Source organism: Pseudomonas sp. MG-9 (assembly GCF_018729515.1).
Classification (GTDB): domain Bacteria; phylum Pseudomonadota; class Gammaproteobacteria; order Pseudomonadales; family Pseudomonadaceae; genus Aquipseudomonas; species Aquipseudomonas serboccidentalis.
Window position 1 is genome coordinate 83,361 of the sequence record NZ_JAHHZH010000004.1, and the last position, 14,530, is coordinate 97,890.

General features: G+C 61.3%; 14 protein-coding genes. 10 read left to right on the top strand and 4 right to left on the bottom strand.

Annotated features, from left to right (window positions below; translation table 11 throughout):
* The first annotated feature begins 83 nt into the window (after positions 1-83).
* A complete protein-coding gene (locus KKQ10_RS11280) occupies positions 84-1,295 on the top strand; it encodes a response regulator (RefSeq protein WP_127648459.1) in 1,212 nt (403 codons plus the stop codon).
* Positions 1,296-1,419: 124 nt separating this feature from the next.
* On the opposite strand, the gene KKQ10_RS11285 is transcribed toward KKQ10_RS11280, so the two are convergent.
* The gene (locus KKQ10_RS11285) at positions 1,420-2,409 is read right to left on the bottom strand and encodes a GGDEF domain-containing protein (RefSeq protein WP_215501138.1); all 990 of its coding nucleotides are present in this window, start codon (positions 2,407-2,409) and stop codon (positions 1,420-1,422) included.
* 143 nt (positions 2,410-2,552) lie between these two features.
* Positions 2,553-3,737, bottom strand: a complete 1,185-nt coding sequence (gene desA, locus KKQ10_RS11290; protein WP_127648461.1) for a delta-9 fatty acid desaturase DesA — start codon at positions 3,735-3,737, stop codon at positions 2,553-2,555.
* 147 nt (positions 3,738-3,884) lie between these two features.
* On the opposite strand from desA, the gene dibA reads away from it, so the two are divergent.
* The 6 genes from dibA (at position 3,885) to KKQ10_RS11320 (ending at position 10,297) form a co-directional block, all read left to right on the top strand.
* Positions 3,885-5,804: a phosphodiesterase DibA gene (gene dibA / locus KKQ10_RS11295; RefSeq protein ID WP_127648462.1), complete on the top strand. Its 1,920-nt coding sequence runs from the start codon at positions 3,885-3,887 to the stop codon at positions 5,802-5,804.
* 278 nt (positions 5,805-6,082) lie between these two features.
* Positions 6,083-6,265, top strand: a complete 183-nt coding sequence (oscA, locus tag KKQ10_RS11300; RefSeq protein WP_127648463.1) for a sulfur starvation response protein OscA — start codon at positions 6,083-6,085, stop codon at positions 6,263-6,265.
* A 147-nt stretch (positions 6,266-6,412) separates the two neighbouring features.
* Positions 6,413-7,426: a sulfate ABC transporter substrate-binding protein gene (locus KKQ10_RS11305; RefSeq protein ID WP_127648464.1), complete on the top strand. Its 1,014-nt coding sequence runs from the start codon at positions 6,413-6,415 to the stop codon at positions 7,424-7,426.
* A 173-nt stretch (positions 7,427-7,599) separates the two neighbouring features.
* Positions 7,600-8,418, top strand: coding sequence for a sulfate ABC transporter permease subunit CysT (gene cysT, locus KKQ10_RS11310; protein ID WP_027611147.1), 819 nt, complete (start codon positions 7,600-7,602; stop codon positions 8,416-8,418).
* Between the two features lie 13 nt (positions 8,419-8,431).
* Positions 8,432-9,304, top strand: coding sequence for a sulfate ABC transporter permease subunit CysW (gene cysW / locus KKQ10_RS11315; RefSeq protein WP_215501139.1), 873 nt, complete (start codon positions 8,432-8,434; stop codon positions 9,302-9,304).
* Positions 9,305-9,307: 3 nt separating this feature from the next.
* Complete coding sequence (locus tag KKQ10_RS11320) at positions 9,308-10,297, top strand: sulfate/molybdate ABC transporter ATP-binding protein (protein ID WP_041071059.1); 990 nt, start codon at positions 9,308-9,310, stop codon at positions 10,295-10,297.
* An 83-nt stretch (positions 10,298-10,380) separates the two neighbouring features.
* Here KKQ10_RS11320 and KKQ10_RS11325 read toward each other — a convergent pair whose 3' ends face one another.
* Positions 10,381-10,908, bottom strand: a complete 528-nt coding sequence (locus tag KKQ10_RS11325; protein ID WP_215501140.1) for an Mpo1 family 2-hydroxy fatty acid dioxygenase — start codon at positions 10,906-10,908, stop codon at positions 10,381-10,383.
* 82 nt (positions 10,909-10,990) lie between these two features.
* Between KKQ10_RS11325 and KKQ10_RS11330 the strand changes: the two genes are divergently transcribed.
* Complete coding sequence (locus tag KKQ10_RS11330; RefSeq protein ID WP_215501141.1) at positions 10,991-11,668, top strand: Crp/Fnr family transcriptional regulator; 678 nt, start codon at positions 10,991-10,993, stop codon at positions 11,666-11,668.
* 123 nt (positions 11,669-11,791) lie between these two features.
* On the opposite strand, the gene uraH is transcribed toward KKQ10_RS11330, so the two are convergent.
* Positions 11,792-12,202, bottom strand: a complete 411-nt coding sequence (gene uraH, locus KKQ10_RS11335) for a hydroxyisourate hydrolase (RefSeq protein ID WP_215501403.1) — start codon at positions 12,200-12,202, stop codon at positions 11,792-11,794.
* A 241-nt stretch (positions 12,203-12,443) separates the two neighbouring features.
* Between uraH and KKQ10_RS11340 the strand changes: the two genes are divergently transcribed.
* Entirely contained in the window at positions 12,444-13,124 is a 681-nt protein-coding gene (locus KKQ10_RS11340) for a heavy metal response regulator transcription factor (protein ID WP_215501142.1), read from the top strand.
* Entirely contained in the window at positions 13,114-14,499 is a 1,386-nt protein-coding gene (locus tag KKQ10_RS11345) for a heavy metal sensor histidine kinase (RefSeq protein ID WP_215501143.1), read from the top strand. Before KKQ10_RS11340 ends, KKQ10_RS11345 begins: the two co-directional genes overlap by 11 nt.
* Positions 14,500-14,530: the final 31 nt, after the last annotated feature.

Genomic DNA, 14,530 nt, shown 5'->3' on the forward strand with positions numbered 1-14,530 from the left:
CCCCTGAAACACATCAAGCGCTTTTGCGCTGTATCGAAAGGCCAGCATTGGCTAAGGTTCAGGCATTGCAAGGGAGAGCGAGCATGACTGCCGTTGATTTACCCGCCGTACCCCGAGTGCTGATTGCCGAGGCCGATCCGTGGTCCCGGGACCTGCTCAAACACGTGTTGCTCAATGTCCGTTGCGATGCGCGGTTGGATCTGTGTGCCGATGGTCAGCAAGCCATGTCATTGCTCAGCGAAGTGCCGTATGACCTGGCGATTGTCGATTGGGAGTTGCCGGGCATCGACGGTTTGAGCGTGCTGCGCAGCGTGCGTCAGCGCAAACGCAATCCGCCACTGCCGTTCATTCTGATGAGCAGCCGCAATGACAGCGCCAGTGTGCGCGAAGCGATTCCGCTGGCCCCCACGGCCTACCTGACCAAACCGTTGAACATGGAAAGCCTGACCGAGCGCTTGCAGGGCCTGCTGCTGGATGCCGGCGAAGAGGTGTCCTGCGAAGTGCCGACGCTGGCGCCGGGCATGACCCTGGCGGTGTTTCTTGAGCGCCGCCGCGAGCAGGCCGATGGTGCGCCGTTGATGACCGATGTCCAGGTGGCGGTGAAGCGCAGCCTGAATCCGAGCGGCCTTGATCTGAAACTGCTGGAAGAAGAGGTACGCACCGATCCGCAGATCACTGCGGTGCTGATCGCGGCGGCCAACAGCGCAGCGCAGCATCATGGCGCGGCGGTGCAAACCCTGGGGCAGGCGCTGCATCGGTTGGGCACGGGGCAGAGCATGAATCTGATTCTCGGCCTGGCGCTCAAGCGCAGTGCCAAACTCAGTGACCCGTGCCTGGCCGATTACGCCGAGCGCTATTGGGGGCTGTCGCTGCACACTGCGGAATACGCTCGCACGCTGGCGCGCCTGCTCGATCTGGATCAGGAACGCTGCTATTGCGCCGGCATGTTGCATCGCCTCGGCGATCTGGCGTTGCTGCGCTGTTTGCAGGAGTGGAAGCAGGCTGGCGGAGAGCTGGATGAGTGGGAGGAGGTGGGCGATGCGCTGGCGGAGTTTGGCGCGGCCTACGGTTCGGCGCTGCGCACGCGCTGGCGCTTGCCGCTGGAGCTGCGGGAGCTGATTGCATCGGTCTACCAGCTCGGTGGCGGGGTTTACTCTCGTGAGGCGCTGGTGATGAACATGGCGGCACAAATGGCTCGCCTGACCGAGCACGAGGGCGTCGAGGAACTGGCCAAGAGTCGCACGGCGCGGCTGCTGAAGATCGGGCTGCCGGAGTTGATGCGGATGCGCAAATAACCGGATTCACCAGGATCCATTGTAGGAGCTGCGGCACGCTGCGATCTTTTGATCTTTGAAATCAAAAGATCAAAAGATCGCAGCGTGCCGCAGCTCCTACAGGGAGGTGAGTCGGACGGTGGATTCAGCTTGAGATAATCCGGTTCTTGCCCTGCCGCTTGGCCTCGTACATCGCCGCATCCGCCCGGGCGAACAGGCCGTCGAGGCTGGCGTCGCCTTCCTTGAGGCTGGTCAGGCCCTGGCTGACGGTGATGCCGAATGTCTGCCCGTCATGGTTGAAACTCAAGCGCTGAATCTCCTGCTGCAACCGCTCGGCCACTTGCATCGCCATGTCCGGCGCGCAACCGGGGAACACCGCGGCGAACTCCTCACCGCCAATGCGTCCGAACAGATCGCCCCGGCGTAACGAGCCGCGCCCGCACTCGGCAATCCGCTGCAATACGTTGTCGCCCTCGGGGTGGCCGTAGCTGTCGTTGATCAGCTTGAAGTCATCGATGTCCAGCAGCAGGAAGGCCAGTGGCGCACCTTGCAGGCGTGCCTGTTCGAACTCGCGATGGGCACATTCGAAGAAATGGCGACGGTTGCTGCTTTGGGTCAGCACGTCGGTGGTGGCCAGGCGTTGCAACTCGGTTTCCATGTGCTTCTTGTCGGTGATGTCCTCGGCGATGCCGACAATGATCACCGGTTGCCCGGGCTCGTCCTGACGGTTGATGAAGCATTTGTCGCTGATCCACCGTACCTGGCCGTCGGCGGCGATGATCCGGTATTCGCGGTCTTCCACCGCGCCTTTGTGCAGCACATCGGCAAGGCTGCGTTCGGCGTAATCCAGATCGTCGGGGTAGATGCTGTCGCGCCACTGGTTGTAGTCGGCGAGCAAGAGCCCGGCAGAGCGACCGAAAATCCGTTCATACGCGGGGCTGACGTACAGCACCTGACGGGTTTCCCAGTTGAACGCCCAAAGCACCGCGTTCACGCTCACCAGCAGTGAGCTGAACAGCTGTTCGCGCTCGCTCAGCCGGGCGACTTCGCCTTGGGCGTGCATCAGCGCCATCAGGGTTTGCGCGGCCTCGGGCCACTGCGCAGGGGATGAGTCTTTTTGATTGTTGTTGACCATCGGCACATATCTCAAAGGGCGTGCCGCGATTTCGACAACGGCCACAGTACAGCCCGCCGGGGTGGCGAAGTCTTTGAGATAGGGGATTTTGTGCTTAGTTCCGAAGGGTGCGCCCGGTAGTCCGGGCGCACCGATCAACGGCATCAGACCGCTGCAGGACGCAACGAGTAGGTTTTCAACTGGTCGGCGAATTCACGCAGGGATTGAATGCCGCTGGCCTCGGCCTCGTGCACCCATTCCTTGATGGCGGCGAGCATGTCGTGGCCATTGGCGCTGGTCTTGACCCAGATCTGCTGCAGGGCCAGGCGTTTTTCGTAAATTACTTTCAGCGCCTGGCTGTGCTCGAGCATGTTCTGAATGCGCAAGTGATGACGGTCTTCCAGCAGGCTGGTTTCCCGCGAGAGCAGGCGTTTGGCCCGATGGAATTGATGGCGTACCGAATGATCGACCTTGTCCAGCTCCTGCTTGACCAGCGGGCCGATCACCAATTTGCGGTACTGGGCCATGATCTGGAAACGGTTGTTGAGGATCGCCATGGCGGTGTCCATGTCCAGATTGCCCTTGCCTTCGACGCGGTGGGCGATCGGCGCCACACGTTGCACCTTGGCCAGACCGAGGAAGCTGAAGACCTTGATCCACGCCCAGCCGAGGTCGAACTCCCACTTCTTCACCGACAGCTTGGCCGAGTTGGGGTAGGTGTGATGGTTGTTGTGCAGCTCTTCGCCGCCGATCAGGATGCCCCACGGCACCAGATTGGTCGCCGCGTCGCGGCATTCGAAGTTGCGGTAGCCGATGGCATGGCCCAGACCGTTGACCACGCCGGCGGCCCAGACCGGGATCCACATCATCTGGATCGCCCAGATGGTGATGCCGATGGTGCCGAACAGCAGCAGATCGATGACGCCCATGATCGCCACGCCCAGCAACGGATAGCGGCTGTAGAGATTGCGCTCGATCCAGTCTTCGGGGCAGTTCTTGCCATAGATGCGCAGGGTCTCCGGGTTTTCGGCTTCGGCGCGATACAGCTCGGCGCCTTTGCGCAGCACCGTGGACAGCCCCTTGACGACCGGGCTGTGCGGGTCATCTTCGGTTTCGCATTTGGCGTGGTGTTTACGGTGGATGGCGGTCCACTCGCGGGTATTCTGCGCCGTGGTCAGCCACAGCCAGAAGCGGAAAAAGTGTTTCAGGCCGGCATTCAGCTCAAGCGAGCGATGGGCCGAGTAACGGTGCAGATAGACTGTGACGGCGACAATTGTCACATGGGTCATCAGCAGGGTGACCGCGACCAGTGACCAGGCCGACAAGCCAAGAAAACCTTCGTACCACATAGGCTATAGGGCCCTCGAAAAAGAAAAAAACAGCCGTTGCATTATCACCAAGCACACAGATAAAACCAGTCGCCCTTTCAGATAAGAGTCGCTGGATGTTTCTTCACCTATAATTCCAGCCTTTTTTGTAGGGACATGGACAGCCGAATGCCTGCCACATACCGCGATGCCTTGCGTGCAGCGCTGCTTTATCTGGTACTTGCTGTCGTCTGGCTGCAGGGTACTGGTTACTTATTGAACAGTTTCTTTGATGAATCTGTCGATCTACAGCGATGGCAACTGATCAACGGTTACATCTGGGCGGCGTTGAGTGCCGGATTGATCTTTCTGGCGCGCGTGCGTTTGTATGAGTTTCTCGGCATCGGTGCGCGCTTGCGCGAGCGTCAGGCCGACCGTGAGCGCCTGCGCCAGGCGGCAGCGGTGTTCGATTGCACCCGCGAAGGGGTGCTGGTTACCAACCGCGAGGGCCTGATCGTGCACGTCAATCGGGCGTTCATGGAGATCACCGGTTACCAGTGCGAAGAAGTCCTCGGTCATCAGCCGAGCCTGTTCAAGTCCGGCCATCATCCGCCGGGCTTCTATCAGGCGATGTTCGCCACGCTGCAGGCCCACGGCGAGTGGAGCGGGGAAATCTGGAACCGTCGCAAGAGCGGTGAGATTTATCCACAGTGGCAGACCATCCGCGTCATTCACGACGATCAGGACCGCCTCAGTCACTACGTGGCGGTGTTTTCCGACATCAGTGCGATCAAGGACTCCGAACACGAACTCAAACACCTCGCCCACCACGACCCGCTGACCGATCTGCCCAATCGCCTGCTGTTCAGCGACCGCGCCGAACAGGCGCTGGCCTCGGCGCAGATCCACAAGCGTGGCTGCGCCTTGCTGATGATCGATCTCGATCAATTCAAGATGATCAACGACAGCCTCGGACACAACGTCGGCGACCGCCTGCTCAAGGCAGTGGCGGCGCGTCTGCAGGATCTGTTCGGCCCCGGGATTACCCTGGCGCGGCTCGGTGGTGACGAGTTCGCGGTGCTGGCAGAAAGTTGTCCACAGCTGGTGCAGGCTGCGGCGCTGGCGCAGCGCATTCTCGATGCGCTGAAGGAGCCATTCGGTATCGACCGGCATGAGCTGTTCATCAACGCGAGTATCGGCATCAGCCTGTTCCCCAGTGACGCGTTGAGCGCCGACCAGCTGCTGCGCAATGCCGACGCTGCGCTGTTCAAGGCCAAGAGTAGCGGGCGCAACGGTTATGCGTTGTATACCGAAGAGCTGACTGCGCATGCACAGCAACGGGTCGAGATCGCCTTCGAACTGCGCCGCGCGCTGGAGCAGCAGGAACTGCGGGTCTACTACCAACCGGTTCACGATCTGAGTACCAGTCGCCTGATCGGTGTCGAAGCGCTGGTGCGCTGGCAGCATCCGCAGCGCGGGCTGGTGTCGCCGGCGGAATTCATTCCGATTGCCGAGCGCACCGGGCTGATTGCCGAAATTGACGCCTGGGTGATGCGCCAGGCGTGTTCGCAGATGTGCCAATGGCAGCAGGCCGGGATTGTGCTGTCGTTTGTCGCGGTGAACGTGTCGTCGCGGCTGTTCGCCCGGCGCGAGCTGTATCAGCAGGTGGCGCAGGTGCTGCACGAGAGCGGGTTGAACCCGGCCTATCTGGAGCTGGAAGTCACCGAAAGCGCGGTGATGGATGATCCGGAAGTGGCGCTGGAGCAGATGCATCGTTTGCGCGAACTGGGGATTCGCCTGGCGATCGACGATTTCGGCACTGGCTATTCGTCACTGCTGCGGCTCAAGCGCCTGCCGGTGCAGAAGCTCAAAATCGATCAGGGCTTTGTCGCCGGGCTGCCATGGGACGAGGACGATGTGGCCATCGTTCGGGTGATCATCGCCCTGGCTCGGAGCATGGGCATGCAGGTGCATGCCGAAGGCATCGAGCAGGCGGAGCAGGCGGCGTTTCTGCTGGAACAGGCGTGTGATCTGGGGCAGGGCTACTGGTTTGGGCGGCCGGTGCCAGCAGGGGAGATTGATTGGGAGTGTGCACCAGTCATCGGCTGAATAGAATTCTGTGGCGAGGGGCTTGCCCCCGTTGGGTCGCGCAGCGGCCCTTGGAATTTTGCGACTGCTTCGCAGCCGAACGGGGGCAAGCCCCCTCGCCATGGGTTATCTGTTGCCCGAAATGCGCGCAAACCCTTGCCCGGCCACATAATGTTTTCTAGTTATATAAACATTCTCAAATAGTCTTTTTAAGAATATCTGCGCCTCTCTTATATTGCTCCCACGCCGAACGCAGTGCCGCCCACTGCCAGGCATATCCCATTCAAAGGAGCAGCACCATGAGCGCATCCCTTCGCAGCGTTGACGGTCAGGACGAAACCACCATCTTGCGTGAAATCCAGAGCGCGCTGCGCGATCTGCGGTTTGGCGCGGTGGAGATCACTGTGCACAACGCCCAGGTCGTGCAGATCGAACGCAAAGAGAAATTCCGTTTGCAGCAGCCGGGCAACAAACCGGGCTGAGCTGAAGATCAAAAAATCGCAGCCTGCGGCAGCTCCTACAGGGGGCTGTGTGCAGGAGCTGTCGGAGGCTGCGATCTTTCGCCGGCAAACCCGATTCCAGATATTCATAAGAAAAAGCCATCACCCAGAATTCCAGGAGCTTTCACCATGTCGTCGATTCGCCGTTACGCTTTGGCCGCCCTGGCCAGCGCTGTGTTTGCCGGTTCCGCGGTTGCCAAGGATTACGAGCTGCTCAACGTGTCGTACGACCCGACCCGTGAGCTGTATCAGGACTACAACGCCGAATTCATCAAGTTCTGGCAGCAGGATCATGCCGGCGACACCGTGAAAATCCAGCAGTCCCACGGCGGTTCGGGCAAGCAGGGCCGCGCGGTGATCGACGGTCTGCGTGCCGATGTCGTGACCCTGGCGCTGGCCGGCGACATCGACGAAATCGCCAAGCTTGGCAAGACCCTGCCGGCCGACTGGCAGAAGCGTCTGCCGGACGCCAGCACCCCGTACACCTCGACCATCGTGTTTCTGGTGCGCAAGGGCAACCCGAAAGGCATCAAGGACTGGGGCGACCTGGTCAAGAACGACGTCTCGGTGATCACCCCGAACCCGAAAACCTCCGGCGGTGCACGCTGGAACTTCCTCGCCGCGTGGGCCTACGGCCTGAAAGCCAACGGCGGTGACGAAGCCAAGGCCAAGGCCTACGTGCAGACCCTGTTCAAGCACGTTCCGGTACTGGACACCGGCGCCCGTGGCTCGACCATCACCTTCGTCAACAACGGTCAGGGTGACGTGTTGCTGGCCTGGGAAAACGAAGCGTTTCTGGCGCTGAAAGAGGACGGCGGCGCCGACAAGTTCGACATCGTCGTGCCGTCGCTGTCGATTCTTGCCGAACCGCCGGTGGCCGTGGTCGACAAGAACGCCGAGAAGAAGGGCAACGAGCAGATCGCCGAAGCCTATCTCAAGCACCTGTACAGCCCGGCCGGTCAAGAGATCGCCGCGAAGAACTTCTACCGCCCGCGTGACAAGGACGTGGCGGCGAAGTACGCCCAGCAGTTCCCGAAACTGGAACTGGTGACCATCGACAAGGACTTCGGCGGCTGGAAATCCGCGCAGCCGAAATTCTTCAACGACGGTGGCGTGTTCGACCAGATCTATCAGGCGCAGTAATCTGACTTCAGCCACACACTAAGCCTGAAGCCAGGCGCGGAAAATGTGGGAGCGAGCTTGCTCGCGAAAGCGGAGTGTCAGACGACGTAGAGTTGGCTGATACTCCTTCTTCGCGAGCAAGCTCGCTCCCACATTGGTGCGTTCAGCGGAATGCTTTTTAACCAGGGACTTTTATGTCGCGTCGTATCTCCCCCGTCATACCCGGCTTCGGGCTGACGCTGGGTTACACCTTGGTGTACCTCAGCCTGATTGTGCTCATCCCGCTGGCGGCGATGTTCGTCCACGCCGCCCAACTCACCTGGGATCAGTTCTGGACGATCATTACCGCGCCGCGGGTGTTGGCTGCCTTGAAGCTGAGCTTCGGCACCGCCCTGTGCGCGGCGATCATCAACGGCATCATCGGTACGCTGCTGGCGTGGGTGCTGGTGCGCTACACCTTCCCGGGGCGCAAGGTGATCGACGCAATGATCGATCTGCCGTTCGCTCTGCCGACGGCTGTAGCCGGTATCGCCTTGACTGCGCTATACACCCCGACCGGTCTGGTCGGGCAGTTCGCCGCCGACCTCGGTTTCAAGATCGCCTACACGCCGTTGGGCATCACCCTCGCGCTGACTTTCGTGACCCTGCCGTTCGTGGTGCGCACGGTGCAGCCAGTGCTGGCCGACATCCCGCGTGAAGTCGAAGAAGCCGCCGCCTGTCTCGGTGCGAAACCGTTGCAGGTGTTCCGCCATATCCTGCTGCCGGCGCTGTTGCCCGCCTGGCTGACGGGTTTCGCCCTGGCGTTTGCCCGTGGTGTCGGCGAGTACGGTTCGGTGATTTTCATTGCCGGCAACATGCCGATGAAAACCGAGATCCTGCCGCTGCTGATCATGGTCAAACTCGACCAATACGATTACACCGGCGCCACTTCTATCGGCGTGCTGATGCTGGTGGTTTCCTTCGTCCTGTTGCTGCTGATCAATTTGCTGCAGCGGCGCATCGAAACCCCATAAGGAGGCGCGAACCATGTCCCAATCGTCTATTGCGGCCGCCTCTTCGGCCAACGCCGCGCGCCGTGGCAGTGCCACATCGCGCAGAGTTTTGATCGGTCTTGGCTGGCTGGTCTTTTTCCTGTTTCTGCTGCTGCCGTTGTTCATCGTGGTGTCTCAGGGTCTGAAGAACGGCCTCGGGGCGTTCTTCACCGCGATTTTTGAACCGGACGCGCTGTCGGCGCTGAAACTCACGGTGATCGCGGTACTGATTTCGGTGCCGCTGAACCTGGTGTTCGGGGTCAGTGCCGCGTGGTGCGTGAGCAAGTACTCGTTCCGTGGCAAGAGCATGCTGGTGACGCTGATCGACCTGCCGTTCTCGGTGTCGCCGGTGATCGCAGGTTTAGTCTACGTGTTGATGTTCGGCGCCCAGGGCCTATTCGGGCCGTGGCTGCAGGATCATGACATTCAGATCGTCTTCGCCCTGCCGGGCATCGTGCTGGCGACGATCTTCGTCACCGTACCGTTCGTGGCCCGTGAGCTGATCCCGCTGATGCAGGAACAAGGCACTCAGGAAGAGGAGGCCGCGCGGCTGCTCGGCGCCAACGGCTGGCAGATGTTCTGGCACGTCACCGTCCCCAACATCAAATGGGGCCTGATCTATGGCGTGGTGCTGTGTACCGCGCGGGCCATGGGCGAGTTCGGTGCGGTGTCGGTGGTTTCCGGGCACATTCGCGGGGTGACTAACACCTTGCCGCTGCACGTCGAGATCCTCTACAACGAATACAACCACGTGGCCGCGTTCGCCGTGGCGAGCCTGTTGCTGATCCTGGCGCTCTTCATCCTGCTGCTCAAGCAGTGGAGCGAAAACCGTATCAACCGCCTGCGCGCCAGCGCCGCGGAGGAATAATTCATGTCGATCGAAGTGCGTAACGTCAGCAAGAATTTCAATGCGTTCAAGGCGCTGGACAACATCAGTCTGGACATCCAGAGCGGTGAACTGGTGGCGCTGCTCGGCCCGTCCGGTTGCGGCAAGACCACGCTGCTGCGGATCATCGCCGGGCTGGAAACCCCGGATCAGGGCAACATCGTCTTTCACGGTGAAGACGTCTCCGGCCATGATGTGCGTGATCGCAACGTCGGTTTCGTGTTCCAGCACTACGCACTGTTTCGCCACATGACGGTGTTTGACAACGTCGCGTTCGGCCTGCGCATGAAACCGAAAAACCAGCGCCCGAGCGAAAGCCAGATCGCGACCAAGGTTCATGAACTGCTGAACATGGTGCAACTGGACTGGCTGTCGGATCGCTACCCGGAGCAATTGTCCGGCGGCCAGCGTCAGCGCATCGCCCTGGCCCGGGCCTTGGCGGTGGAGCCGAAAGTGCTGTTGCTCGATGAGCCGTTCGGCGCCCTCGACGCCAAGGTGCGCAAAGAGCTGCGCCGCTGGCTCGCGCGCCTGCACGAAGACATCAACCTGACCTCGGTGTTCGTGACCCACGACCAGGAAGAAGCGATGGAAGTCGCCGACCGTATCGTGGTGATGAACAAGGGCGTGATCGAGCAGATCGGCTCACCGGGCGACGTCTACGAAAACCCGGCCAGCGATTTCGTCTATCACTTCCTCGGCGACTCGAACCGTCTGCTGCTCAGCGACGACAACCACGTGCTGTTCCGCCCGCACGAAGTGTCACTGTCCAGGCATGAGCTGGAAGATCACCACGCCGCTGAAGTGCGCGATATCCGCCCGTTGGGCGCGACCACGCGGGTGACTTTGAAGGTGGAAGGGCAGACGGATCTGATTGAGGCCGAAGTGGTGAAGGATCACGACAGCCTGATTGGTCTGGCCAAGGGTGAAACGCTGTTCTTCAAACCGAAGGTCTGGCAGAAAGTCGCCAGCCTTTAAGATCAAAAGATCGCAGCCTGCTCCTACAGGGGAAACGCATTCCAATGTCGGAGCTGCCGCAGGCTGCGATCTTTTAAAGCGGCCTAAGCCGCCGCTTTGCCATTCGGATTGACCCGCACGACCCCCGCCCGCGCCTCGATCTGCTCTTTCAACTCATGCCGCATCCCGAGCATGAAGGCCAGCTCCGCCACCACAAACAACGGCCCGACAATCAACCCGCTTACATCATCGACAAACGCCGGTTTGCGCCCTTCATAGTGGTGCCCGACAAACTGGATCACCCAGCCGATCACGAACATCGCCAGGCCGCTGCCGAGCCAGACCATGGTGCTCTGCTGCGCCAGCGCATGCCCGGCCCAGACCGACAGTCCCATCAGCACCGTCATCACAATGCCAAGCTTCACTTCCAGGCGCAGGTAAAACCACGCCGAGGCCAATGCCAGCAACACCGCCGGCGATAGCCACAAGCCGCCCAGTGACCACTCTGGTCGCGACAATAAAACGGCCACCGCCACCACGATCAGCGGAATGCCGATAAAGTGGCTGGCGATGTTGCGCGGGTCACGGTGGTACGCGGCGTATTGACTCAAATGATCGACGAGGCTTTTCATTGTTGTTCCTCCTGTAGGGTGAGTGCAGCATGCCCCGGGTTCGGCGTTCGCTCTGTCAGGCAGGCGACAATTGGGAGTGTTCATGGATAAGCGTTCAAAGCTGATGACCGGGCAATGGTTCAGTCATCTGCCGGTATCCTTTCAGGATAGTCTGCTGGCGGCGGCCCGTGAGCGGCGGCTGACGGCGGGGCAGCGCTTGTTCCAGCGCGGTGATGCGCCGTGCGGGTTGTACGCGGTGCTCGACGGCGCGATCCGTATCGGTGCGGTAAGCGAGCAGGGCAAGGAGGCGCTGCTGAGCCTGGTGGAAGCGCCGCACTGGTTCGGCGAAATCTGCCTGTTCGACGGCCAGCCGCGCACCCATGACGCCTACGCCGTCGGGCCGTGCACGTTGCTGAATATCCCGCAGCACACCCTGCTCAAACTGCTTGATGAACAGCCGCTGTACTGGCGACATCTGGCGCTGCTGATGAGCCAGAAATTGCGCCTGACCTTCATCAACCTCGAACAGCTCAGTTTGCTCCCGGCCCCGGCACGCCTGGCTCATCGTCTGCTGCTGATCGCCGAAGGCTACGGCGAACTCGACTCGCCACGCCGTGTGCTGCAGTTGCCGCAGGAACAGCTGGCGTCGATGCTGTCGCTGTCGCGGCAGACCGCCAACCAGATCCTCAAGGATCTGCAGGGGCAGGGGATTATCGGGCTGGGGTACGGTGAGATCGAAATCCTTGATGCCGCGCGATTGCGGGCGCTGACCACTCTCTGAAATTCACACCGATCCATTGTAGGAGTGAGCCTGCTCGCGATAACGGTGTATCAGGAAAACCAGAGGCGACTGACACACCATTATCGCGAGCAGGCTCACTCCTACAGAGGATTTGTGTGGTGGCTACGAACCACGATAGGTCGAGAAGCCATAAGGGCTGAGCAGCAACGGGATGTGGTAGTGCTGGTCAGTCTGCTTCACTTCAAAGATCACCGGAATCTCCGGGAAAAACGTCTCGCGTTTGTTCTTTTCGAAGTACTCGCCAGTCTTGAACACCACCCGATACTCGCCCGCTTCGAAAGGCTGTCTGGCCGGGAACAGTTCGGCGATGCGCCCCTGTTCGTTGGTGGTGCCCTGAGCCAGTGGCTGCCAGTTCTGACCGACGTGTTTTTCCAGGGTCACGTTGATTCCGGGGGACGGCAGGCCGTTTTCCAGATTGAGCACGTGCACGCTCAGCGGGTTGCCGGCGGCCAGCGCCAGGCTTGAACAGGCGCTTAGGCCGAATGCTGCGAAGGTCATGCGCAGGGTGGTCATGGTGAGTTTCCTTATCGGGAACGGGTGACGCGGCAGGTCAGGACTGGCGACAGCGCTGGCGCTCAGACCGATGGCGAAGCTCGCAACGAGGTAGTTGGGGGTCATGAACAGTCTCCGAAAGCGAAGGTCGCCACGTTAGCCGGCGCTCCTCGTCAGAACCTCGTCAGTCGGATTACAAGTTTGTAATGGGCAACCGGGCCGAAGGCGCCTAGCCTGTGTGCCTGATCAATCGAGGTGTGCCATGCGTTTGCTGGTCGTAGAAGATGAAGCCAAAACCGCGAACTTCCTGGCCAAAGGGCTGGGCGAATCGGGTTTCGCCGTGGACGTGGCACTCAATGGCCTCGACGGGCGCTATTTCATCGAGCAGCAGGCGTACGACCTGATCATCCTCGATGTGATGCTGCCGGGCCTCAACGGCTGGCAACTGCTGCAACTGATCCGCCAGCGCGGCGCCACGCCGGTCCTGTTCCTGACCGCCAAGGATGCCATCGAAGACCGTGTGCGCGGCCTCGAACTGGGCGCCGACGATTACTTGCTCAAACCCTTCGCGTTCGCCGAATTGCTCGCGCGGGTGCGCACGCTGCTGCGGCGCGGGCCGATGCGCGAGGCCGAGTCCTATAGCATCGCCGACCTTGAGATTGATGTGCTACGGCGTCGGGTCAGTCGCGGCGGCCAGCGCATTGCCCTGACCAACAAGGAGTTTGCCCTGCTGCAACTGCTCGCCAGCCGTCAGGGCGAAGTGTTGTCGCGCACGCTGATCGCCTCGCAGGTGTGGAACCTGAATTTCGACAGCGACACCAACATGGTCGAAGTGGCGGTGCGTCGCTTGCGGGCCAAGGTCGATGATCCGTACATGCCGAAACTGATCCACACCGTGCGCGGCGTCGGCTATCAGCTGGAAGCGCCCGACGATGCGCGCTAGGTCGATCGCCTGGCGTCTGGCGCTGGCGTTCGCCGTGGTCTGCGCGTTGGTGCTCAGTGCGATTGGCGTGTTCCTCTACCGCTCGCTCGCGTCGGAGATCGCTTACCGCGATGACCTGGCGCTGCTCGGTCGCCTGGAACAGGTGCGCGCATTGCTCGCTGACAGCGATAGCCTCGATGCCTTGCAGGCGCGGCCACGGTTGTACCAGAACATGCTTGGTAACCTCGACAGCCTGCTGCTGGTGCGGCGCGCCGACGGATCAAGCGTCATCGGCATCAACCCTCGCCAGCGTGAATTGCCGGCGCTGAAGGCGATCCCCCGCGAGCAGACGCCGCAGCGCCACGACGTGCTGACCTGGCAAGCGCCGGACGGTGCCGAGCTGGCGTTGCTGTCCGGTGAGGCTCAGGGCCCGAACGGTGAGCCGCTGACGGTGATCGCCGGCAAGGTGCTCAGTGAGCGCGAGCAGATGCTCGGCAGTTATCGCTTGCGCCTCTATCTGGCGGTCGGGCTCGGCGCGTTGCTCGCGTTCGCGCTGGGCCTGGTGCTGCTGCGCCGTGGTCTGCAACCGTTGCGACAACTGAGCGAAGCGGTGCGCGGGATCGACCTGCGCAGCCTCGATCAACGGTTGCCGGCGAGCGGTACGCCAGCAGAGTTGCTCGAACCGGTGCAGGCGCTCAACGGCATGCTCGCGCGCCTGGACGATAGCGTGCAGCGGCTGTCGCAGTTTTCCGCCGACCTTGCGCACGAGATCCGCACGCCTCTGCACACCCTGCTGGCGAGCAACGGTCAGGCGCTGAATCACCCGCGCAGCACCGCTGAATATCAGGAGCTGCTGGCGTCGAACATGGAAGAATTCGAACGCCTCAAGCGCATGGCCGAGAACCTGATGTTCCTCGCCCGCGCCGAACAGGCGGAGCGGGCGCTCGACCGGCGCACGCTGGATCTGCACAACGTTGGCAGCGAGCTCTGCGATTACTTTGAAGCCTTGGCGGATGACCGCGAGTTGCGCCTGGAAAACCAGTTGCACGGCGAACTGTTCGCCGATCAGCAACTGCTGCAGCGCGCCCTTGGCAACCTGTTGGCCAATGCGGTGCGGCATGCGGATGCAGGCACATTGATCAGCCTGCGGCGCCGGGATGAGCCCGGCGTGTGCTGGTTGCAGGTCCACAACCACGGCCCGGCCATTGCGCCGCAGCATTTGGGCAAATTGTTCGATCGCTTCTATCGGGTCGATCCTTCGCGGGCTGAGCCTGGGGATTCCGGTGGGTTGGGGCTGGCGATTGTGCAGTCGATCATGCAATTGCATGGCGGGCGGGTGCGGGTGAGCAGTGATGCTGACGGCAGCGTTTTTGAGCTGGGTTTTGCGTTGAATTAAAGGGCGCTATCGCGAGCAGGCTCACTCCTAC

What these genes read in the sequence shown, in the direction of transcription:
- KKQ10_RS11340 (WP_215501142.1), top strand. Translation starts at nt 12,444, where the DNA reads ATGCGTTTGCTGGTCGTAGAAGATGAAGCCAAAACCGCGAACTTCCTG.
- KKQ10_RS11330 (WP_215501141.1), top strand. Translation starts at nt 10,991, where the DNA reads ATGGATAAGCGTTCAAAGCTGATGACCGGGCAATGGTTCAGTCATCTG.
- dibA (WP_127648462.1), top strand. Translation starts at nt 3,885, where the DNA reads ATGCCTGCCACATACCGCGATGCCTTGCGTGCAGCGCTGCTTTATCTG.
- KKQ10_RS11345 (WP_215501143.1), top strand. Translation starts at nt 13,114, where the DNA reads ATGCGCGCTAGGTCGATCGCCTGGCGTCTGGCGCTGGCGTTCGCCGTG.
- KKQ10_RS11325 (WP_215501140.1), bottom strand. Translation starts at nt 10,908, where the DNA reads ATGAAAAGCCTCGTCGATCATTTGAGTCAATACGCCGCGTACCACCGT.
- desA (WP_127648461.1), bottom strand. Translation starts at nt 3,737, where the DNA reads ATGTGGTACGAAGGTTTTCTTGGCTTGTCGGCCTGGTCACTGGTCGCG.
- cysW (WP_215501139.1), top strand. Translation starts at nt 8,432, where the DNA reads ATGTCCCAATCGTCTATTGCGGCCGCCTCTTCGGCCAACGCCGCGCGC.
- KKQ10_RS11285 (WP_215501138.1), bottom strand. Translation starts at nt 2,409, where the DNA reads ATGGTCAACAACAATCAAAAAGACTCATCCCCTGCGCAGTGGCCCGAG.
- cysT (WP_027611147.1), top strand. Translation starts at nt 7,600, where the DNA reads ATGTCGCGTCGTATCTCCCCCGTCATACCCGGCTTCGGGCTGACGCTG.
- KKQ10_RS11280 (WP_127648459.1), top strand. Translation starts at nt 84, where the DNA reads ATGACTGCCGTTGATTTACCCGCCGTACCCCGAGTGCTGATTGCCGAG.
- KKQ10_RS11305 (WP_127648464.1), top strand. Translation starts at nt 6,413, where the DNA reads ATGTCGTCGATTCGCCGTTACGCTTTGGCCGCCCTGGCCAGCGCTGTG.
- uraH (WP_215501403.1), bottom strand. Translation starts at nt 12,202, where the DNA reads ATGACCACCCTGCGCATGACCTTCGCAGCATTCGGCCTAAGCGCCTGT.
- KKQ10_RS11320 (WP_041071059.1), top strand. Translation starts at nt 9,308, where the DNA reads ATGTCGATCGAAGTGCGTAACGTCAGCAAGAATTTCAATGCGTTCAAG.
- oscA (WP_127648463.1), top strand. Translation starts at nt 6,083, where the DNA reads ATGAGCGCATCCCTTCGCAGCGTTGACGGTCAGGACGAAACCACCATC.